Below are 19,863 nucleotides of genomic sequence, written 5' to 3' on the forward strand. Positions count from 1 at the left end.
GTGCGTGAGCGCCTCCGATTCCGCGCCGGACAGCCTCAGTCGAGCGCCTCCCGGATCCGCCGGGACGGCTGGAACCCGTAGAGGTCGAGGACGCCCGGCGGGTCCGCCAGGCCCGGGCCGCCGTCGGCGACCCAGGTGGCGATGTCGACGACGGCGTCCGCGTCGTTGACGAGGGCGAGCCAGACCGGGCGGCCGCCCGCGCGGCGGCCCTCGGCGGACGGCTGGACGACCATCACGTCGGCCTGCTCGCACGCGTCCAGGCAGGTGGTCGGGCGGACGGTCGCCACGCCGTCCAACGCGGTGCGCAGCTGGGCGAGTTGGGCGGCGTGGTTCACACCGGGAACCTTCGGGGTGCCGCAGCAGCAGCCCCGGCAGACCGTCACCGTGCAGCGCGCCGCGGCGCTCTCCTTCCGCTTCCCCTCGCGGCGGCTCACCGGCCGGCCCGGGCGCGGGTCCAGGCGGCCTCGCGCAGCAGCCGCAGGCCGTTGAGGCCGACGATGACGGTCGAGCCCTCGTGGCCGAGGACGCCGAGCGGCAGCGGGAGGGTGGCGACGAGGTCCCACACGACCAGGACGGAGATGAACACCGAGGCGATCACCAGGTTCTGCACGACGAGGCCGCGGGCCCGCCGCGCGAGCGCCACCACGGCCGGGACGGTGGCGAGTTCGTCGCGCACGACCACCGCGTCCGCGGTCTCCAGGGCGAGGTCCGAGCCCGCCCGGCCCATCGCGACGCCGGTGTGGGCGGCGGCCAGCGCGGGCGCGTCGTTGACGCCGTCGCCGATCACCAGCACCTTGCGGCCCGCCGCCTCGCACGCGCGGACGGCGGCCACCTTGTCCTGCGGCAGCAGCGCGGCGCGCACGTCGGTGATGCCGACCTCGGCGGCCACGTGGGCGGCGGCGCGCGGGTTGTCGCCCGTGAGCAGCATCGGCGTCCCGCCGGTGAGCGCGGCGAGGGCGGTGACGGTGGCGGCGGCGGCGGGGCGCAGCCGGTCGGCGATGCCGAGCACGCCCAGCGGGACGCCGTCGGCCTCGACCAGGACGGCGGTGCGGCCGGCCGCCTCCAACTCCCCCACGTGCACGTCGGCCTGGTCGACCTCCGGGCCGCTGCGCCGCCCGTCGAGCAGACGGGCGGGTGCGGCGACGGCGACGATGCGGCCGTCGATGGTGGCGCTGACGCCGATGCCGGGGGTGGAGGTGAAGTCCTCGGCGGCGGGGAGGGTGAGGCCCCGGGTGCGGGCGGCGTCGACGACGGCGCGGGCGAGCGGGTGCTCGCTGGGGTGCTCGGCCGCGGCGGCGAGGGCGAGCAGCCCGTCCTCGGTGAGGCCGGAGCCGGTGAGCGGGCGGAGGTCGGTGACGCGCGGGGTGCCTTCGGTGAGGGTGCCGGTCTTGTCGAGCGCGACGGCGTCGGTCTGGCCGAGGCGCTCCATGACGACGGCGGACTTGACGAGCACGCCGTGGCGTCCGGCGTTGGCGATCGCGGAGAGCAGCGGCGGCATGGTGGCCAGCACGACGGCGCACGGCGAGGCGACGATCATGAACGTCATCGCGCGCAGCAACGAGTCGGTGAGGGCCGCGCCGACGGCGAGCGGGACGGCGAAGACGGCGAGGGTCGCGAGGACCATGCCGATCGAGTAGCGCTGCTCGACCTTCTCGATGAACAGCTGGGTGGGCGCCTTCGTCTCGGAGGCCTCCTCGACCATCCTCACGATCCGCGCGATCACCGAGTCGGAGGCGTCCCGGTCGACGCGGATCCGCAGGGCGCCGGTGCCGTTGACGGTGCCGGCGAAGACCTCGTCGCCGGTGGCCTTGGCGACGGGCAGCGGCTCGCCCGTGATGGTGGCCTGGTCGACCTCGCTCGCACCGTCCAGGACCCGCCCGTCGGCGCCGATCCGCTCGCCGGGCCGCACGAGGACGGTGTCGCCGACCACGAGCGCCTCGGTGGGGACGGTCTCCTCGGCGCCGCCCGAGAGGACCCGGGTGGCGGTGGCCGGGGCCAGGTCGAGCAGGCCGCGCACGGAGTCGGCGGTGCGGGCGGTGGCCAGGGCCTCCAGGGCGCCGGAGGTGGCGAAGATGACGATCAGCAGCGCGCCGTCCATGACCTGCCCGACGGCGGCGGCGCCGAGGGCGGCGACGATCATCAGCAGGTCGACGTCGAGGGTCCTCTCGCGCAGCGCCCGGAGACCGGCCCACGCGGGCTCCCATCCGCCGGTGACGTACGCGAGGGCGTAGAGCGGGCCCCAGGCCCAGGCGGGGGCGCCGGTGAGCTGGAGCGGGAGCGCGATCAGGAACAGCAGCGTCGCCACGGCGGCCCACCGGGCCTCGGGCAGGGCGAACACCCGGGTGCGCCGGCGGGGAGCGGCGTCCGGACGCGGCGGCGCGGTGGGCGCCGGGCGCTCGATCAGGGTGGCGGGCATGGCAGGCGGGACCCTTCGGACACGACAGGACGGGGCAGGGCTGAGCCCTGGACACTCCCACGATACATGAACATATGAACGCTCCTTCATTCATTGGCTGTACGATGGTCCCCATGGGCCATGGAGCCGCCACCACCCGAACCGCCGAAGCCGCCGCCGAAGCCGCCCCGCGCACCCGCCTGGACGCCGACGGCGCCGCCCGCGTGGCCACGACCCTCCAGGCCCTCGCCACCCCGTCCCGCCTCCTGATCCTCTCCCGCCTGCGCGAGGGCCCCTGCGCCGCCACCGAACTCGCCACCGAGGTCGGCATGGAACAGTCCGCCTGCTCCCACCAACTGCGCCTGCTTCGCAACCTCGGCCTCGTCACCGGCACCCGCCGGGGCCGCTCGGTGGTGTACGCGCTGTACGACAACCACGTCGCCGAACTGCTCGACCAGGCCGTCTACCACATCGAGCACCTGCGCCTGGGGCTCGCCGACGCGACGGACTGACCGAGCCCCGACGGACCTGCTCTGGACGCCCGACCAAGATCGCTGGAACGATGGCCCGATGCTCTCCCCCATCGCTCCCGATGCGCTGCTCCGCGGCGTCGCCGCCAATCGCGCCGCGTCCTCGGACGTCCTGCTGCGGTTGCTGGCGCCGGAGGCGAAGCCCGCGCGCGTCGACCTGTGCGAGCGGCGTCCGCTGCCGGATGACGTCGTCGAGGCAGCACTCGCGCACCCGGAGCCGGCGATCCGGCGGGCGATCGCCCGGAACCGGTACGTCGCGGTGGAGATCCGCGGCCGACTGGTCGATGACCCGGACGACTTCGTGCGCGCCGCGCTGGCCGGCGGACCGCGTCCGCGGTTCCACCGCGTCGCGCCGCTGCCCGACGAGGCGCTGGTGGCCCTGCTCTCCGCGGAGGACGAGCCCGGCCGGGGCGCAATCCTGACGGCGGACGAGATCCGGCAGGAGCTGGCGTTCTCGTTCCAGCTGCCGACGGCCTTCTCCCTCCGTACGGTCGACCATCCCCACCCCCGGCTCAGGGCCCACGCCGCCCGCAGTTGGCAGCACCTCACCCCCGCCCAGCGCGAAGCCCTGCTCGCGGATCCGGACGAATCCGTCCGCGACCAGGCCCGGCGCGAGGCCCGGCGCCTCGACCCCGCCACCCTGGAAGCGCTCTTCCACCGCCCGGGCCTGAGCGAGCGCGACCGGTTCACCACGCTCGGGATGTACGCGGCCTCCGATGCCATCGCCGAACACTGCTTCACCGAGGAGCCCGGCTACCTGCCCGCGCTCGCGGCCAGCCCGTACACCCCTGCCCACGTCGTCGCCCGGCTCGCCCGCCACCCCGACCCGGCGCTGCGCCGACGCGTCGCCGAACGGGCCGACCTGGACGCCGGGTCACTCGCGGAACTCGCGGCGGACCCGGACCCCTCCGTCCGCTCCCGGACGCTCGCGCACCCGCTCCCCCGCACCTGGGCGCAGGCCTCCGTCATCAGCCGCGTGCTCGGCGACGACCCGGCGGAACTCGGCCCGATCGGCGCGGGGTCCGAGGCCGGGCCGGACTGGTACCTCGCCGGTGCCGTCTCCGAACTCCCGTCGCTGCGCCGGGCCGCCGCCACCTGGCCGGGCCTCCCCGCACACCTCGTCGCCCGGCTCGCGGACGACCCCGACGAGGGGGTGCGGCACCTGCTGGCCTACCACCACCCACTCGCCCCGCCCGGGACCGTCCTCGCCGCGTTCCTCGCGAGCCCCGAACAGCGGGAGTACCTGCGAACCCTGCCGACCCTGCCCCGCACGGGACTTCAGCACGTCCTCGCCCACGAGGACCCCGAGGTCCGCGCCCTGGCCGCCGCCGACCCGACGCTCGACCACCCACCGGTCGAGCTCCTCACCGACCCCGACGAACGAGTCCGCCGGGCCGCCGCCACCAACCCGTTGCTCCCGCCCGACGTGATCGACGCCCTCCTCGCCGACCCCGCGCTCGCCGAGGCCGCCGCGGCCAACCCGGCGCTGGCCGCGGAGCAGTTGCACGCGCTCCTCGACCTCGCCGGGCTGCCGTAGCCGGGCTGCCGCAGCCGGGTTGTCAGAGGCGGGGTGCATGATCGGCGCATCCGATCACCACAGGGAGCACGGCATGCCGATCACCAACGACAAGGTCCTCCAGTACTCGTTCCTGCGCGGGATGTACCGCGACGACTACTATCCGGACGCCGTCGTCGACCAGGGGTGCGCCATCCTGCGGCGGCTGTGCGAGCGGATCGAGGCCGAGCGGCCGGGCGGCCTCGACGCGCTGTACGCCCTCACCGCCGTCGCCACCGAGGAGTTCAACGTGCTCCAGGAGGCGTTCGAGGCCGCCGACAGCGAGATCGAGACGATCGGTCGCGAGCTGATCGCCGAGGACTTCTGGTTCATCGCCAACGCCTACGGGTTCGCGGATGCCGACGCGGAGGCGCTGATCGCCGAGCGGGACTGGTAGGAGTCGAGGAAGCGCACCATGTGCAGCTTCGTCACGGCCCGGCCGCCGGCAAGGACGGCCCTCGGCTCCCGGCCCCACACCTCGAAGCCGCACGAGGTGTAGAGCCGGAGCGCCGCCTCGTTGCCCTCGGAGACCGTCAGCAGCACCTGCTTCAACTCGTCCCGAGCGGAGGCCAGTTCGAGCGTCCGCTCGACCAGCGACCGGCCCACGCCCCGGCCGCCGGCCGCGCGGGCGACGGCCATGCCGAACAGCGTCGCCTTGTGCCGCTCCTGGCTCCGGGCACGCATCCGCAGGCCCGCCGTGCCGATCAGCCCGCCGTCCGCGGCGAACGCGCCGAGCACCGCACCCTCCGCCAGGCAGCGGACGGACGCCGCAACGGGCTTCGCGCGCTCCTCCTCGTAGCTCGACGTGAAGGCCTCGGGCGTCTCCCGGAGGGCCTCCAGACGGAAGGTCCGGTACACCTCCGCGTCGCCCGCGCCCAGGAGCCGGACCGTCACCCCGTCGGCTTCAGAGGCGGACACGCGTGCACCTCGTCAGGTACGGCATCGCGATCGCCTCGCGGCCCGCGACGTCGGGATGGGTGTCGAGGAGGTGCTCGACGTCCGCGAGCAGGCGCGTGCGCTCGGCCTCGGGGAGGGTGATGACGTAGCTGCGCGAGGCCACCATGTCGAGGATCCCGGCCCTCGTCGTCAGGTGCTCCCAGCGGATCTCCAGCCGCTCGGGCGCGCCGAAGGGGGCGGGGACGACGGGCTCGGTGTCGATCGCCTGCTTCGCCGAGCGGTGCATGAGGGCGCCGAGTTCGGCGGCCCACGGCTCGGACTCGTCGCGGACGTTCCAGACCAGGGCGAGCGTGCCGCCGGGGGCGAGGACGCGGGCGATCTCGGGGACGGCGGCGCCCTGGTCGAACCAGTGCCAGGCCTGTGCGACGACCACCGCGTCCACGCTGCCGTCCGGGAGCGGGATCCGCTCGGCCGAGCCGCCCCGCACGGCCGCCTTCGGGACGGCCGCCGCGAGCTGGTCGCGCATCGCCCCGTCCGGCTCGACGGCGACGACGTCCAGGCCCGCGTCCACCAGCAGGCGGGTCAGCTTGCCGGTGCCCGCGCCGAGGTCGAGCACCCGGCGGGCCTCGCGCGGCACGGCCGAGCCGATCAGCGCCGGCGGGTAGCCGGGCCGCCCCTGCTGGTAGGCGTCGGCCGCAGCGCCGAACGAGCGGGCCCGCAGCTTGCCGGACCACCGCCGGGTGGCGCCCTGCCGGGTCATCCCGCAGGCGCGACCGATCTCCTCCCAGGTCGCGTGGCGGCCGCGGCGCAGCTCGTCGATGACCGCCGTGCGGCGGTCCTCCAGGACGGTGATCACTTCGGACAGCCGGTGCAGGCCGGCGAGGCCGCCCTCGCCCGCGACGTCGGCGGCGATGCGGTGGGCAAGATCATCGATGGTCACGGCCCCGCACTGTAGGGGCGCTCCACACCGGACGTCAACATCCATTGCCCAACACGCAACACATGTTGCCCAGCGGAGCCCCGGCCCTCAGCTCCGGCAACCACACCACCACCCGGCGGCTCACACCCCGGCATGCAGGGTGTCCGCCTGGGATTCCTCCCCCACCGAACAACCCGCAGCCGAGAACCCGCACCACATCCGGCCGGACGCCGTCACGAGGCACCTCGTCGCGGCGGCGCCTTCGCGCGCGCACACGACACCTCACTCTTTCGAGTGGGATCACTCCGGCACCTTTGACCGTCAATAGCACGAACTACCCTCCCTTGAAAGCCACTTCGCGCAGAAACCCTCCGCATGAGCGAATCCCGGGCGGGTTGCCGGTGCGAGCGCCCCGGGGCGAGAAACCTGGTGCGGGCGCCGGCCCCGGCGAGACGGGGCCGGACCGGGCACCTGCGGTCGCGCACCCGTGCGAGATGTCTGACATGTCCGGCAAGATCGCACAAGTCGGCACTGCCACAGTAATTTTGAGTTTCATTCAGAAATGTCAGGACCCGGCTATGCTGCCTCGGACCACCGCCCCCGCCCCCTTCCGATGTCCCCTTCCGACCGTTTGAGGATGCTGATGCTTCGACCCGGATCGTCCCCCGGCAGACGGCCCACCGCGCCCCCGCCCGGGTGGCTGCTGCCCACGGCCGTGCTCGCCGCCGCCGCGGTCGCCGCCGTGGCGATCGCGGTCTCCGGTGCCCGCCCCGAGGTGATCTGGAGCGGGATCGCCGCTACGGCCGCGGTGGCCCTGGTGGCCGCAGAGGCGGGCCGCCGGGGCCGGGCGCTGTCCCTCCTGCGCCGTGAACACGCCCGCCAGACGGACGAGTTGCGCCAGAAGATGCTCCGGCAGGACGCCACCATGGTCGCCCTCTCGCGGCAGGAGCTGCCGGCCGCGCTGGCCCGCCTCCAGGCGACCAACTCGGTCGACACGGCGATGCACGCCTACGAGTCCAGGGACCCGATGCTCAGCCCCGAGTACCGGGCCGCCCGGGACGAGCTGCTGCACCGCGTCCTGCGGGCCGTCGACGAGGAGACCGCCCAGCGCGAGGCCTCCCAGCGCGCCTTCGTGAACATCGCCCGGCGCGTCCAGGCGATCATCCACCGCCAGGCCCGCGACCTGCGCGAGATGGAGGACCGGCACGGCAACGACCCCGCCGTCTTCGACGACCTGCTGCGCCTGGACCACGGCAACGCCCTGACCGGCCGCCTCGCCGACTCCATCGCCGTCCTCGCCGGCGCCCGCCCAGGCCGCCAGTGGAGCCGTCCGGTCGCGCTCTACAGCGTGCTGCGCGGCGGCATGTCGCGCATCCTGGAGTACCAGCGCGTCTCGCTGCACCCCACCCCCGAGGTCGCCGTCATCGGCCCCGGCGTCGAACCGCTCATCCACGCGGTCGCCGAGCTCCTCGACAACGCGACCCGCTACTCGCCGCCGCACACCCACGTGCACCTCACCGCCTCCGAGGTGCAGACCGGCATAGCGGTCGAGATCGAGGACGGCGGCCTCGGCCTCAGCGAGGACGGCTACGCGCGCGCCGAGGAGGTGCTGCGGCACGCACAGGGCGAGTTCGACCTCAACGACCTCGGCGAGACCCCGCGCCTCGGCCTGGCCGTCGTCGGGCGGCTGTGCCGCGCGTACGGCTTCCAGGTGACGCTGCGCCCGTCCGCGTACGGCGGCATCCGCGCGGTGCTGGTCGTGCCGCGCGAGCTGATCACCACCGCGCCGGCCACCGGTCGCGCGCACGGCATCGGCTCCATCTCCGGCCCGCGCCCGCTGCCGGCCAACCAGCCGCGGTCCAAGTCCTCGTCTCGGCCGTGGGGTCCGCCGCCGCTGTCGGTCAACAGCCCGGCCTTCGCCAACTCCCCGTGGGCCGGCACCGGTCCGATGCCCAACGGCCCGGTCCCGTCCGGTCCGGTGTCCTCCGCCCCGATGACGTCGGGCCACGTGCCGTCCGGACCGATACGGGCGAACGGGCACGGGCCCGGCACGATGGACGACCTGCCGGTGGTGACCGAACGCGGCCCCAACGGGCTGCCCCAGCGCCGGCGCCACCGCCAGACGCTCGGCCGCACCGGCTACCCCGCGCCCGCCCGGGACACGGCGGGACCGGCCCCGCACGCGCCCAAGGAGACGGCCAAGGAACCGGTGCAGCCCGGCATCTGGCTCACCGCCTTCCTGGAGGGCATCAACGGCGAGGCGTCGCCCCCCGGTTCGGGCGAGCGCCCCGGCGGAGCCGACCAGACCAGAGACAACACGGCAGGGAAAGGCGAGCAGTGATTCAGCAGCGCACCAACATGGACTGGATGCTCAAGGACCTGGCGCTGAGCGTCCCGTACGCCCGGCACGTGATCGTCCTGTCCTCGGACGGCCTGCGGATGGCCCAGTACGGCACCGACCCGGACGCCGCCGACCGTCTCGCGGCCGCCTGCGCCGGCCTGCAGAGCCTGGCGACGGCGGTGGCGCACGAGTTCCCGCACGGGGACGGCGGGATGCGGATGGTCGTGATCGAGGTGAGCGGCGGCTTCTTCTACATGATGGCGGCGGGCTCGCGCGCGTACCTCGCGGTGCTCGCCGACGAGGGCGTCGACGCCGGGCTGGTGAGCTCGCAGATGCGCGACCTCGTCGCCCGGATCGGCGAGCACCTGACCACGCCCCCGCGCAAGGGCGAGCAGGTCGCATGAGCGAGCGAAAGGTGGACTCATGACTGACCCCGGCCCCGGCGGGCGCCGGGACGAGGACGATCCCGAGCGCCTGTACGTCATCACGGGCGGGCGCAGCGGGCCGGCCGGGCCGACCCCGTTCGACCTGGTCACCCTGATCGTCACCCGCAGGGACCCGCGGCCCGGGATGCAGCCCGAGCACGCGGCGATCCTCCGGCTGTGCGCCTCACCCCTGTCCGTCGCCGAGATCTCCGCCTACCTGCGGCTGCCGACGAGCGTGGTGACCGTGCTGCTGGCGGACCTGCTCGACGACGAGCTGATCGAGGCCCGCGCCGCCGTACCCCCGGCGGACTTCCCCGACCGTGCCCTCCTGGAGGCGGTGATCCATGGACTACAGCGACTCTGACACGCTGGTCGGGCCGGCGACCGCGGACCTGCTGCCGGCCACCGCGACCGCGGCGGTCAAGGTCGTGATCGTCGGAGGTTTCGGGGTCGGCAAGACGACCCTGGTCGGTTCGGTGAGCGAGATCCGTCCGCTCACCACCGAGGAGACGATGACCCAGGAGGGCGAGGGCGTCGACGACGTCGCCGGGGTCGAGCGCAAGACCGAGACGACCGTCGCGATGGACTTCGGCCGGATCAGCATCAGCGACGAACTGGTGCTGTACGTGTTCGGCACCCCCGGGCAGGAGCGGTTCTGGTTCCTGTGGAACGGTCTGTTCGAGGGCGCGCTCGGCGCGGTGGTGCTGGTCGACACCCGTCGGCTGGAGGTCAGCTTCGAGGTGATCGGGCGGCTGGAGGACCGGGGCGTGCCGTTCGTCGTCGCGATCAACGGCTTCCCGGACTCCCCCTCGCACCCGGTCGAGGAGCTGCGGGCCGCCCTCGACCTGCCGCGGGACGTGCCGATCGTCACCTGCGACGCCCGGCGGCGCGACTCCTGCCGGGACGTCCTCATGGCCCTGATGCGCTACCTGTACGACTGCGCCGCGAAGCGGGCGTGAGCCTCCGCCCCGTCCGGTCCGATCCCCTCCCCGTTCGTATCGGTCTTCCCGACCTGTTCCCCCGTCCGTTCCCGATCCCGTCCGATCCCGATCCCGTCCGATCCCGGAGACCCTGTGACAACTCCGCACTCCGACAGTGCACTTCCCGACGATCTCGCGGTGGCCCCGCCGCCCGGCTGCCCCGCGCACGGCCGCCCCGAGATCGGCCGCCCCGAGATCGGCCCGATCGGCCCGAACGGCGTGCGGCGCCTGTACGGGCCCGAGGCCGAGGCCGACCCGTGGGCGGTGTACGAGAAGCTCCGCGCCGAGCACGGCGAGGTGGCGCCGGTGCTGCTGTACGGCGACGTGCCGGCCTGGCTGGTCCTCGGCCACGCGGCGAACCTCACGGCGATGCGCACGCCCTCGCTCTTCTCTCGCGACTCCCGGCTGTGGACGAAGTTCAAGGACGGGACGGTCGGCCCGGACTCGCCGCTCATGCCGGTCGTCGCGTGGCAGCCGCTGTGCGTGTTCGCGGACGGCGAGGAGCACCGGCGCCTGCGCGGCGCAGTCAACGACGGGCTCGGCGGCTTCGACCACCGGGGCATCCGCCGGCACGTCATCGGCTTCGTCGACGCGATGGTGCGGGACTTCGGGCCCTCCGGGCACGCCGAACTGGTCTCCCAGTTCGCCGAGCACCTGCCGATGCTGGTCATGACGCAACTGCTCGGCATGCCCCGCGAGTACGGTCCGCGCCTGGTCGACGCGGCCCGCGACCTCATGCGGGGCACCGAGACGGCGATCGAGAGCAACGAGTACGTCGTGGCGAGCCTGCGCCGGGCCATCGAGCGCAAGCGCGTCGAGCCTGGCGACGACCTGGTGACCTCGCTCATGCGGCACCCGGCCGGGCTCACCGACGACGAGGTCCTGGAGCACCTGCGGGTCGTCCTGCTGGCGGCGAACGAGACCACCGTCAACCTGATCGCCGACACCCTGAAGATGGTCCTCACCGACCCGCGGTTCCGCGCCAGCCTGTCCGGCGGGCACATGACCCTCGCGGAGGCGCTCGACCAGGTGCTGTGGGACTCCCCGCCGATGATCCTGGTGGCCGGCCGCTGGGCCACCGGGGACACCGAGCTCGGCGGGCAGCGGATCGAGGCGGGCGACCTGCTCCTCCTCGGCCTCGCGGCCGGCAACTTCGACCCGGTCGTCCGGCCCGATCGGAACGCGCCACTGCACGGCAACCGCTCCCACCTGTCCTTCGGCAGCGGCCCGCACGAGTGCCCCGGCCAGGACATCGGCCGCGCCATCGCCGAGACCAGCATCGACCACCTGCTCACCCGGCTGCCGGACCTCCGGCTCGCCGAGGAGGAGAAGGACCTGGACTACACGTCGGCGTGGCTGGCCCGCCATCTGGTCGAACTCCCGGTCGAGTTCACGCCGGTGACGCTGGAGGAGCCGAGGAAGGAGGAAGCTCCGGAGCCGGAGCCCGAGGTGGAGGTCGAGGCCGTCGTCGCGGAGCCCGCCGTCGCAGCGGAGCCGGTGGCGGTCACCATCCCGCGCCAGCGCGGCGGCTGGTGGACCAGGCTGACGGCGTTCATCCGCCGCTGACGTTCGCCCGTGTTCTCCTCTGCCCCCGGCCCGCCACCGGGGGCAGAGGCATGTCCGCGCCCTCGCCGGACACCTCTCCACCCGCCGACTCCACCCGAGGGCCTAGCCGTCGGCGGATCTCCACCCCGGCGCCCAGGTTCGGGCGAGGTGGGCCGCCGTAGCGTCGACGGCGTGTCCAACAACGTTACGTCTCCCGGCCGTCCGCCCCGTGCGGTCACCGTGGTCCGCGTCCTGCTGCTGCTCACCGGCACCATGACGGCGGTGAACGGCCTGCTGGAGCAGAACCCCGACTACGCCCGATCGACCCACGTCCTCGGGTGCCTGCTGATCGCCCTCGGTGCCGCCTGCTGGCGGCTCGTCCTGCGGCTGCGCGCGCCCGGCCGCGGCACGCGCGAACTCGTCGCCGTGCTGGCCCTGTTGGGCTCGGCACGGGTCTACCAGGCCGTGGGGCTCCACAGTCCGACGGCACTCACCGGGCTCATCGGCCCGGCGCTGGTGCTGTGGCGCGTCTCCCGGCCGGATGCGCGCGCGTGGGTGCAACCGGGTGCACGCGCCGCCTACCCGGGCGCGGGGAGGCGGGCGTTCGCGCTGCTCGGCGCCGTCGGGCTGACGGCCTCCACGCTCGTCCTGCTCGGCGCCGCCGGAGCGACCGCGGCACTCTGGCCGTGCGCACTGCCGCAGCCGAAGGCGGGCGCGCTCGACACCACCGGCACGACGGACGGCGGGCACACCGCCCCCACCGGTTCCGTGACCGCGACGGACGGAACGCAGCTCGCCTACTACGCCTACGAGCCCGCGCACCCGATCGCCGCGCTCGTCTTCTACCACGGCTCGGGCGCCGACAGCGCCGCCGGCTACCTGCCGCTCGGCGACCTCGCGAGCCGCTACCGCATCGCCACCTACCTCGTCGACATCCGCGGCCACGGCGCCTCCGGCGGCCCGCGCGGCGACGCCCCGAGCCGGGAGCAGGTCTGGCGCGACGTCGCCACCATGACGGACTTCGCGCACCGGCGCCACCCGGACGTGCCGGAGTTCCTCGGCGGCCACTCGGCGGGCGCCGGGCTCGTGCTCAACAGCCTCGGCACCGTCACCACCCCCGTCGCGGGCTACGTCCTCCTGGCGCCGGACCTCGGGCTCCACTCCGACACGGCGGCGGTCGGCGGGGCGGGCAACTTCGCGACCGTGTGCCGGCGGCCCTTCATCGTCAACGCGCTCAGCAACCACGCGCTCGACGGTCACACCCGGGCGCTCGGCTTCGCGTACCCGCAGTCCGAGGTGGACTCCGCCGGCCTCGTGCCCCGGTACACCGTCACCATGGCCATCGCCCAGAACCCGGACCGCGCCGACACCGACCTGAAGGGCATCCGGCAGCCGCTCGGGGTGTGGATCGGCTCCCGGGACGAGGTGTTCACCCCGGACAAGGTCCTCGACTACGTCCGCCGCAACCGCCCGCCGACGGCCCCGACCGCCCTGACGGCCGTCCCGGGCGCCAACCACCTGGGCCTGCTCAACTCGGCCGCCGACGCGGTCGGGCCGTGGATCACGGCCCTCGCGCAGCACTGACTCACTCCCGGGTGTAGAGGGCGGCGGCCCGGCGGGTCGCCTCGGCCAGGCGGGTGCGGAGTTCGGGCGGGCGGAGGACTTCGGCCTCCGGGCCGAGGCGCAGGAGCTCGAAGTAGCCGAGCTCCCGGCTCTCGACCGGCAGGGTCACGGTGACCCAGCCGTCGGCGTCGGGTGGGCCCGCGGTGGCGAGGGCGTCGGCGGCGGCGACCGGTTCCAGCAGGACGGCGAGGTGCTCGACGGCGAGCGGGCTCAGGCGCACCTGCGCCCGCTCGCGCAGCAGGGACCGGGTGAACTCCCGCGCCGCCGCCTCCCAGTAGCCGGCGAGGTCGAACTCCGGGTCGCGTTCGAACCGTTCCTCGCCTGCCCCGGCGGTCTCGAAGCGGTCGACGCGGTACGAGCCGACCCGGCCGGACGGGCTGCGCGCCGCGAGGTACCAGTGCCCGGCCTTCAGGACCAGGCCGTAGGGCTCCAGCCGCCGGTCCCGGGTGCCGCCGCGCGCCGCGTAGCGGGCGTGGAGCACGCGGTCCTCCCACACGGCGCGCGACACCTCGGCGAGGAGCGGAGGTGTCTCGGCGTCGCGGAACCAGGCCGGTGCGTCGAGGTGGAACCGCCGTGCGGCGGCAGCGGGGGCGTCGCCCAGGGCGGCGGCGGCCTTCAGCCGGGCGGCGAGGGCGTGCCCGGCGAGGCCCATGTCGCGCAGCGGGCCCGGGAGTCCGGCCAGGTGCAGGACTTCGGCCTCGGCGCGTTCGAGGCCGGTGAGGCGGGTGCGGTAGCCGTCGACGAGCCGGTAGCCCCCGGCGCGGCCGCGTTCGGCGTAGACCGGCACTCCCGCCTCGGCGAGTGCGGCGACGTCCCGTTGCACGGTGCGCTCGGAGACCTCCAGTTCGGCCGCGAGTTCGGCGGCGGTCATCGTCCGCCGGGCCTGGAGGAGCAGCAGGAGTGCGATGGCCCGGCTCGCCCGCACGTCGCCCCCTCCGTCGTCCGCCCTCGCTGTCCGCCACCATTCTCGCCGGGCGCGGCGGCTCGGCGTGCCCCGGGGGTCCCGGGGCACGCCGTGGCTCAGCGCCGTATCTGCGGGGTCACTCCGGGTCCGGCTTCGCGCCGAACCTGGCGGGGTCGGAGGCGAACACGGCCATCCACTGCGGGTGGAGGCGGTAGTAGACCACGTCGTTGTCCCAGTCGAAGGCGTCGGCGCCGTAGAAGTCCCGGAAGTACGCGAGGAGTTCCGGCCAGTCGGCGGCCGGTTCGCCGTCGAGGGGGTTGAGGATCTCCGCGGTGCCGTGAGTGAACACGCCCAGTTCCTCCCCGCGCATGTGCGCGGCGCTGACGGCGGGCCGGGCGGCGAGGTGCCGGGCCTTGGCGGCGCCGCGCGCGGTGCCGAAGTGCCACATCCCGTGCAGGAAGTGGCCGTCCACTCCGCTGATCCGCGGCTCGCCCTTCGCCGTCACGGTGGACAGCGCGAGCGTGCACATGCCGGTGAGCACGCCCGTGAGCTGCTCGGCGGTGAGCGTGCGGTCGCTGCTGATGATCGACCGCAGGTGTGCCGTGGAGCGGGAGAGCGAGGCGTCGAGGAGGGCCTGGAGCCGGCGGATCTCGTCCGGTGTTTCGCGCATGGGTGTCCTTCGTGTCCGTCCGTCGTCCCGGCCCGCGCCACCACGGCGCCGGCCGGCGTCCCTCACTGTCTCGGCACAACCCGACATCTCCTGTCGTGTTTGTCACCGGATGCGCAGTGCGAACTTCCGAGACGTCTGCGACCCCGACCACGTGACGGCCCGGGGCGCGGACCGGGCGACCGGACACCGCCCTCAGCCGTCCCAGGCGTCCGCGCGGGAGCGTTCCAGGGTGAACGTGTCGACCGGGGTGAGGTCGCCGTGCGGGCCGTCGAAGGTGTAGTAGGTGACCCTCATCCGGGTGCGGCCGCTGCGGCGGTCGCCCGGGTCGACGTCGAAGGCGGCGAAGCCGTGGGTGTGTTCGCGGTCCTGGACGGCGGCCCACGGGGCGTCCTCCGTCACCCAGATCGACTCGCGGTACGGGGCGCCCGGGGCCGGCTTGGGCTCCAGTGCGACGACGACGCGGCCCTGCTTCGTCTCGAACAGGTCGTCCTGGGTGGTCGCGGCGTTGCCGCCGGCGCCGATGACCATGTGGACGGTGCCGTGGTCGGTGTCGGCGAAGTCGGGGTCCGTCCCGGACGGGACCGGTGTGCGGACGTCGTTGGGGAGCGTCCCGCGGACGGGGTGGGAGCGCTCGTAGTAGTGCTCGTGACCGCTCACGACCAGGTCCACGCCGTACTCGTCGAACAGCGGGCCCCAGGCCTCCCGGATGCCGAGGTCGCTGCCGCTGCCGTGCTTGGACGTCGAGATCATCGGGTGGTGCATGCAGACGACGATCCAGTCGATCGCCCGGCTGTTCCGGGCGGCCCGCAACTCGCGTTCCAGCCAGCGCTCCTGGGCGCCGCCCGAGTACCCGCGCAGGTAGATCTCGCTGCTGTTCTGGATGGCCACGTCCTCGTTGGCGAGGCTGATGAAACGGACCGCGCCGACCGTGAACGCGTACCACATGCCGGCCGTCTCCTCGTCGGAGGCGGCGGCGGAGTCGGGCAGGTCGAAGTACGTCTGGTACCCGAGGGCGCCGATCGGGCCGTTTCCGCCCTCCGTCTCGTGGTTCCCGGCGCACGGCATCCACGGGCGGAGCCGGGTGGAGCGGCTGTTGCTGATGAACCAGTCCGCCCACGTTCCGGTACGGCTCTGGCCGTGCCGACCGCTGTACGAGGCGTAGCAGAGGTCACCGTTGACGAGGTTGAACAGCGGGCCGACGCGTTCGACGGCGGCGACGATGTCGGCGGACGCAGGGGACCCGATCTGGCTGCTGGTGTACACCGGGTACTTGCCGAGCGGGGAGGGGACGCCGTCGGGGAACTCGACCTTGCGGCGGAGGTTGGGCGTGCCCTGGTCGCCGAAACTGGTGAAGGTGAAGGCGGCCCGGCCGCGCGGCGCGGTGGCGAAGGACCCCGTCTCGGGGTTGGCTCCCTCGTGCCCGGCGGCGTACAGGTACGTGGTCGCGGCCCGCAGCCCGGTGAGGCGGGCGTGGTGGACGTACACCTCGTCCTGGGAGAGCGCGTCCCGGTAGGTGCGCGTCTCGGCCTCGACGACCCGCCCGAGTCCGCCGTCCGGCGACCCGACCCGCACGTGCGGGCGGCGGACGGACTGCGGGGTGATCCAGGAGACGGTCATCTCGCTGGAGGGGTCGTTGCCGAACTGGAGGTGGATCCCGCTCACGCTCGGCGCCCCGAGCCGGTGCGGGGTGGACTGCAACAGCGGCGTGGGCGCCGCCGCGGCGGACGTCGGCGCGGCGAAGCCCGCGACGAGTGCGGCCCCGGCCGCCGACGATCCCTTGAGTAACTGTCTGCGTGCGATGCTCACTGACTCCCCCTGTGTCACCCGGACCATTGGTGTCGCAGAACTTTACTCGCATGTTCATGTCATGGCGATGATGTGAGCCCGCCCGGTTCACGTCGGCCGGCTGGAGGACCCCGCGGATCCGCCGGTAACCTTGATCGCCTCATCGGGCACGGCGAGCGGGAGAACGCGTGGTCACGTCGGCGTCGAAGTGGATCGACGGGACCGATTTCGGCTACTACGCCCTGTGCCCGGAGCCGTACGTCGCTTCGTGGGACGGCACCGAGGCACGGGACGCCTGCGATGAATACGCCTCGCGGGTCGACCTGCCGGGCCACGGCGACGTCTTGGTGCTGGGCGGGGAGCCGCTCCCCGCGACCTACTTCGCCGAGCACCTGACGTTCGCTCGCTGGTACACGGCCGAGGACGACCTCGGGCTGGCGCGCGCGGTGGAGCGGGCGATGGACTCGGACGGCTGGAAGGACGCCTGCGAGGTCTCGCTCGGCGGGGACTACCGGCTCATGGACTGCCTGGTGGCCGGCGCGGACGTCACCGAGGCCGACACGATCCGGGTGCACCTTCCCGAGGGCCGCTACGTGGTCCGGTCGCTGTTCCTCGACACCTCCCCCGAGGCGCAGTTCATGCTGGAGCGGCTGGTCAGGCTCTGAGCCCGGCTCCGGTGGCGGGCTCCGTCAGGGCCGCGCGCAGTGGGGCGACCGCCGGGGCGCCGGTGGCTCCGCCCGGGACGGCGAGGAGCTCGATCCTCGGGCACCCATGGTCCCTCACCACCGGGCGACCCGGATGTCCTTCCGGCCGGTGCCCCGGCGGGTGCGGACGACGGGCCGCCCGGGCGGCGTCACGGCTTGCGGGCCACGCCCGCGTACGCCGACACCTCGTGGTCCGCGAGGGCGGGTTCGTCGTCGAGCTCGGGGCGCCAGCGGTTGATCAGGGTCACGCCGGGGTCGTCGAGCTCCAGGCCGTCGAAGAAGCGCTCCACGCCGGCGCGCGTGCGCAGGTGGTTCTCTATGCCGGCCTCGGAGTACCGCTTCGAGCCGATGGCCACCAGCTCGGGGATGGTGTCGGCGGTGCCGGCGGTGAGGGCGAGGAAGCTGCCGGACGGGAGGGCGCCGAGGAGCTTGCGGACGGGCGGGTGCGCCGCCTCGTCGGAGAGGAAGTGCACCAGGTTGACGAGCATCAGGGCGATCGGCCGGTCGAAGTCGAGCGTGCCGGCGACCGCCGGGTCGGCCAGGAAGTGCTCGGGATCGCGGAAGTCGCCCTCGACGTAGGCGGTGCGGCCCTCGGGCGCGCTGGTGAGCAGGGCGCGGGAGTGGGCGAGCACGATCGGGTCGTTGTCGACGTAGACGATGCGGCTGGTCGGGTCGACGGACTGCGCGACCTCGTGCAGGTTGGGCGCGGTGGGGATGCCGGTGCCGACGTCGAGGAACTGGCGCACGCCGTGGGTCTCGGCGAGGTGGCGGGTCATCCGGTGCATGACGGCCCGGGCCGCGCGGGTGGCTGTGCGCGAGCCCGGCCACTCGGTGAGGATGCGGTCGCCGACCTCGCGGTCCACCGGGAAGTTGGTCTTGCCGCCGAGCAGGTAGTCGTAGACCCGGGCGGGGTGGGCGCGGTCGGTGCGCAGGTCCAGCGAGGGCAGCGGCTCCGCCGACTGCTCCGACGCCCGCAGGCCGAGCCAGTCGCCGGATTCGTCGCGCTGTGCCATGGTTCCTCCCGGGGTGACCTCTTCGGCCGTTTCGGTTGCGGAAGATGACCGAACGTCAGCCGGCTTCGGACTGTACACGACCACCCGCCGTGCGGGGGCGGGAGTTCCGGATCGCGGCGGTGAAGCCGGGGACGCGCAGGACGGTGAAGGTGGCGAGCAGCGGCCCGAGCGAGCAGAGCGTGACGTAGTACGGGATCACGCCGAGGTGGTGGCGGCCGTTGAGCCACTCGGCGAGCAGCGGGAAGGTGCCGCCGAAGGCCGCGATGGTGGCCGCGTTGACGACGCCGACGCCGACGGCGCGCACGGCGGTCGGGAACAGCATGCCGGTGAAGACGTTGAGCGTGCCGAGCTGGGTGGCGACGAGCATCCCGAGGACGACGGCGACGAGTTGGAAGGACAGCCAGCCGTGCCGCATGCCGGCGAGCAGCGGCAGGACGAGCACGACGGTGAGGGCGAAGGCGGTCCGCATGACGGGCAACAGGCCCACCCGGTCCGCGAGTACGCCGCCGAGGAGCATCGTGGCGAGCACGACGGCGAGGACGACCGTCATGAAGGAGGCCGCCTCCTCCTTGCCGATGACGCCGTACGCGGCCGCGTACTGCGGCAGGTAGACCAGCGCGAAGTAGTAGCCGATCGTGCCGCCGAGGGTGTGCAGGAAGACGGTGAGCACGGCCCAGCGGTGGCGGCTCACCGTGTCGAGGAGCCCGGGGCGTCCGCTCTCACCGCCGGCCCGGTCGCGGTGGAACTCCTCGCTCTCCGGCGCGGCCCGCCGCACCCACACGGCGGCGAGGCCGAGCACGGCCGCGACGACGAAGCCCCAGCGCCAACCGCCGTGCTTGAGACCCTCCTTGCCGAGGGTGTGGAGCAGCACGGCCAGGACGCCGTACGAGATCAGCGAGCCGACGATGATGCCGCCGTACGACACCGAGCTGAACGCGAACCGGTGGCGCGGCGGCGCGGTCTCCGTCACGTACGCGGCGACGGTGGGCGTCTCGCCGCCGAAGGCGAGCCCCTGGACGACGCGCGCGGCGACCGCGAGGACGGCCGCCCACACGCCGATGGTCTGCTGTCCGGGCAGGAGCGCGATCCCGAGGCTGGCGGCGGCGATCACCGACATGCTGAGCGTGAGGCCGAAGCGCCGCCCGCGGCCGTCGCTCAGCCGCCCGATGAGGAACGAGCCGACCGGCCGCGCCACGAAGCCGACCGCGAAGCCGACGTACGCCGCGAGCAGCCCGCTCACGCCGCCCTTGCCGTGGCCGAAGAGGTCCGCCGCGAAGTACGGCGCGAGGACGGCGTACACGTTCCAGTCGAAGGACTCGACCACCGATCCGACGGTGGCGGCGGCCAGTTGGCGCCGCCGTCCGCCCGCGGCCGGTGCGGGGTCGCGCAGCGGCAGGGCTGCGGTCTGCTCTGTCATGGCCACAGCGTCCCACTGATCGACAAGGCTGTGAATGGAGTTCGCGGCAACCGGCGCGGCGGCTCCCGGCCGCATGCGAACGGTGGCGGGCCACGCTTCGTCGCCCTTTGTCCGTCTTCTGCCGCCGACCCGGATGCGGGAAGGGCCCTCCCCGTACGAT

Annotated in this window: 19 protein-coding genes; 10 read left to right on the plus strand and 9 right to left on the minus strand. The window is 73.9% G+C overall.

Going from position 1 to position 19,863, the window contains the following annotated elements; all coding sequences use genetic code 11:
- Positions 1-35 precede the first annotated feature (35 nt).
- Positions 36-434: a (2Fe-2S) ferredoxin domain-containing protein gene (locus AB0C76_RS18125; RefSeq protein ID WP_359965798.1), complete on the minus strand. Its 399-nt coding sequence runs from the start codon at positions 432-434 to the stop codon at positions 36-38.
- On the minus strand, positions 431-2,416 hold the full coding sequence (locus AB0C76_RS18130) for a heavy metal translocating P-type ATPase (protein ID WP_359965801.1): 1,986 nt from the start codon (positions 2,414-2,416) through the stop codon (positions 431-433). The genes AB0C76_RS18125 and AB0C76_RS18130 overlap by 4 nt, the downstream gene beginning before the upstream one ends.
- Before the next feature lie 113 nt (positions 2,417-2,529).
- Here AB0C76_RS18130 and AB0C76_RS18135 point away from each other — a divergent pair, with 113 nt between their 5' ends.
- The 3 genes from AB0C76_RS18135 to AB0C76_RS18145 all read left to right on the plus strand — a co-directional run bounded on the left by AB0C76_RS18135 (position 2,530) and on the right by AB0C76_RS18145 (position 4,877).
- A complete protein-coding gene (locus AB0C76_RS18135) occupies positions 2,530-2,907 on the plus strand; it encodes a metalloregulator ArsR/SmtB family transcription factor (RefSeq protein ID WP_359965804.1) in 378 nt (125 codons plus the stop codon).
- Between the two features lie 58 nt (positions 2,908-2,965).
- Positions 2,966-4,462: a hypothetical protein gene (locus tag AB0C76_RS18140; protein ID WP_359965807.1), complete on the plus strand. Its 1,497-nt coding sequence runs from the start codon at positions 2,966-2,968 to the stop codon at positions 4,460-4,462.
- A 73-nt stretch (positions 4,463-4,535) separates the two neighbouring features.
- A complete protein-coding gene (locus AB0C76_RS18145; protein WP_359965810.1) occupies positions 4,536-4,877 on the plus strand; it encodes a DUF5713 family protein in 342 nt (113 codons plus the stop codon).
- Here the strand turns inward: AB0C76_RS18145 and AB0C76_RS18150 are convergent.
- Positions 4,823-5,398 carry a GNAT family N-acetyltransferase gene (locus tag AB0C76_RS18150; protein WP_359965813.1) on the minus strand — a complete coding sequence of 192 codons (576 nt, stop codon included), beginning with the start codon at positions 5,396-5,398 and terminating at the stop codon, positions 4,823-4,825. The genes AB0C76_RS18145 and AB0C76_RS18150 overlap by 55 nt on opposite strands.
- Positions 5,385-6,317, minus strand: coding sequence for a class I SAM-dependent methyltransferase (locus AB0C76_RS18155; RefSeq protein ID WP_359965816.1), 933 nt, complete (start codon positions 6,315-6,317; stop codon positions 5,385-5,387). Before AB0C76_RS18155 ends, AB0C76_RS18150 begins: the two co-directional genes overlap by 14 nt.
- Before the next feature lie 616 nt (positions 6,318-6,933).
- Between AB0C76_RS18155 and AB0C76_RS18160 the strand changes: the two genes are divergently transcribed.
- From AB0C76_RS18160 to AB0C76_RS18185, 6 genes are all read left to right on the plus strand, one after another.
- Entirely contained in the window at positions 6,934-8,637 is a 1,704-nt protein-coding gene (locus tag AB0C76_RS18160) for an ATP-binding protein (RefSeq protein ID WP_359965819.1), read from the plus strand.
- Complete coding sequence (locus AB0C76_RS18165; protein WP_329925671.1) at positions 8,634-9,041, plus strand: roadblock/LC7 domain-containing protein; 408 nt, start codon at positions 8,634-8,636, stop codon at positions 9,039-9,041. Before AB0C76_RS18160 ends, AB0C76_RS18165 begins: the two co-directional genes overlap by 4 nt.
- A 19-nt stretch (positions 9,042-9,060) precedes the next feature.
- The gene (locus tag AB0C76_RS18170) at positions 9,061-9,426 is read left to right on the plus strand and encodes a DUF742 domain-containing protein (protein WP_359965822.1); all 366 of its coding nucleotides are present in this window, start codon (positions 9,061-9,063) and stop codon (positions 9,424-9,426) included.
- Complete coding sequence (locus tag AB0C76_RS18175; RefSeq protein WP_359965825.1) at positions 9,407-10,021, plus strand: ATP/GTP-binding protein; 615 nt, start codon at positions 9,407-9,409, stop codon at positions 10,019-10,021. Before AB0C76_RS18170 ends, AB0C76_RS18175 begins: the two co-directional genes overlap by 20 nt.
- Positions 10,022-10,180: 159 nt before the next feature.
- Positions 10,181-11,608 carry a cytochrome P450 gene (locus tag AB0C76_RS18180; protein WP_359965828.1) on the plus strand — a complete coding sequence of 476 codons (1,428 nt, stop codon included), beginning with the start codon at positions 10,181-10,183 and terminating at the stop codon, positions 11,606-11,608.
- A 171-nt stretch (positions 11,609-11,779) separates the two neighbouring features.
- Entirely contained in the window at positions 11,780-13,171 is a 1,392-nt protein-coding gene (locus AB0C76_RS18185; protein ID WP_359965831.1) for an alpha/beta fold hydrolase, read from the plus strand.
- A 1-nt stretch (position 13,172) separates the two neighbouring features.
- On the opposite strand, the gene AB0C76_RS18190 is transcribed toward AB0C76_RS18185, so the two are convergent.
- From AB0C76_RS18190 to AB0C76_RS18200, 3 genes are all read right to left on the minus strand, one after another.
- Complete coding sequence (locus tag AB0C76_RS18190; protein WP_359965834.1) at positions 13,173-14,135, minus strand: WYL domain-containing protein; 963 nt, start codon at positions 14,133-14,135, stop codon at positions 13,173-13,175.
- Positions 14,136-14,250: 115 nt separating this feature from the next.
- Complete coding sequence (locus AB0C76_RS18195; RefSeq protein WP_359965837.1) at positions 14,251-14,784, minus strand: pyridoxamine 5'-phosphate oxidase family protein; 534 nt, start codon at positions 14,782-14,784, stop codon at positions 14,251-14,253.
- Positions 14,785-14,976: 192 nt separating this feature from the next.
- On the minus strand, positions 14,977-16,590 hold the full coding sequence (locus AB0C76_RS18200) for a metallophosphoesterase family protein (RefSeq protein WP_359965839.1): 1,614 nt from the start codon (positions 16,588-16,590) through the stop codon (positions 14,977-14,979).
- Positions 16,591-16,757: 167 nt separating this feature from the next.
- Here AB0C76_RS18200 and AB0C76_RS18205 point away from each other — a divergent pair, with 167 nt between their 5' ends.
- Positions 16,758-17,234 (plus strand): Imm21 family immunity protein, encoded by a 477-nt coding sequence (locus AB0C76_RS18205; protein WP_359965842.1) that lies wholly within the window; start codon positions 16,758-16,760, stop codon positions 17,232-17,234.
- Between the two features lie 188 nt (positions 17,235-17,422).
- On the opposite strand, the gene AB0C76_RS18210 is transcribed toward AB0C76_RS18205, so the two are convergent.
- Positions 17,423-18,286: an SAM-dependent methyltransferase gene (locus AB0C76_RS18210; RefSeq protein ID WP_359965845.1), complete on the minus strand. Its 864-nt coding sequence runs from the start codon at positions 18,284-18,286 to the stop codon at positions 17,423-17,425.
- A gap of 55 nt (positions 18,287-18,341) precedes the next feature.
- Complete coding sequence (locus AB0C76_RS18215) at positions 18,342-19,703, minus strand: MFS transporter (protein WP_359965848.1); 1,362 nt, start codon at positions 19,701-19,703, stop codon at positions 18,342-18,344.
- Positions 19,704-19,863 lie beyond the last annotated feature (160 nt).

This window comes from Kitasatospora sp. NPDC048722 (genome assembly GCF_040650235.1).
In the GTDB taxonomy this organism is placed as follows: Bacteria; Actinomycetota; Actinomycetes; order Streptomycetales; family Streptomycetaceae; genus Kitasatospora.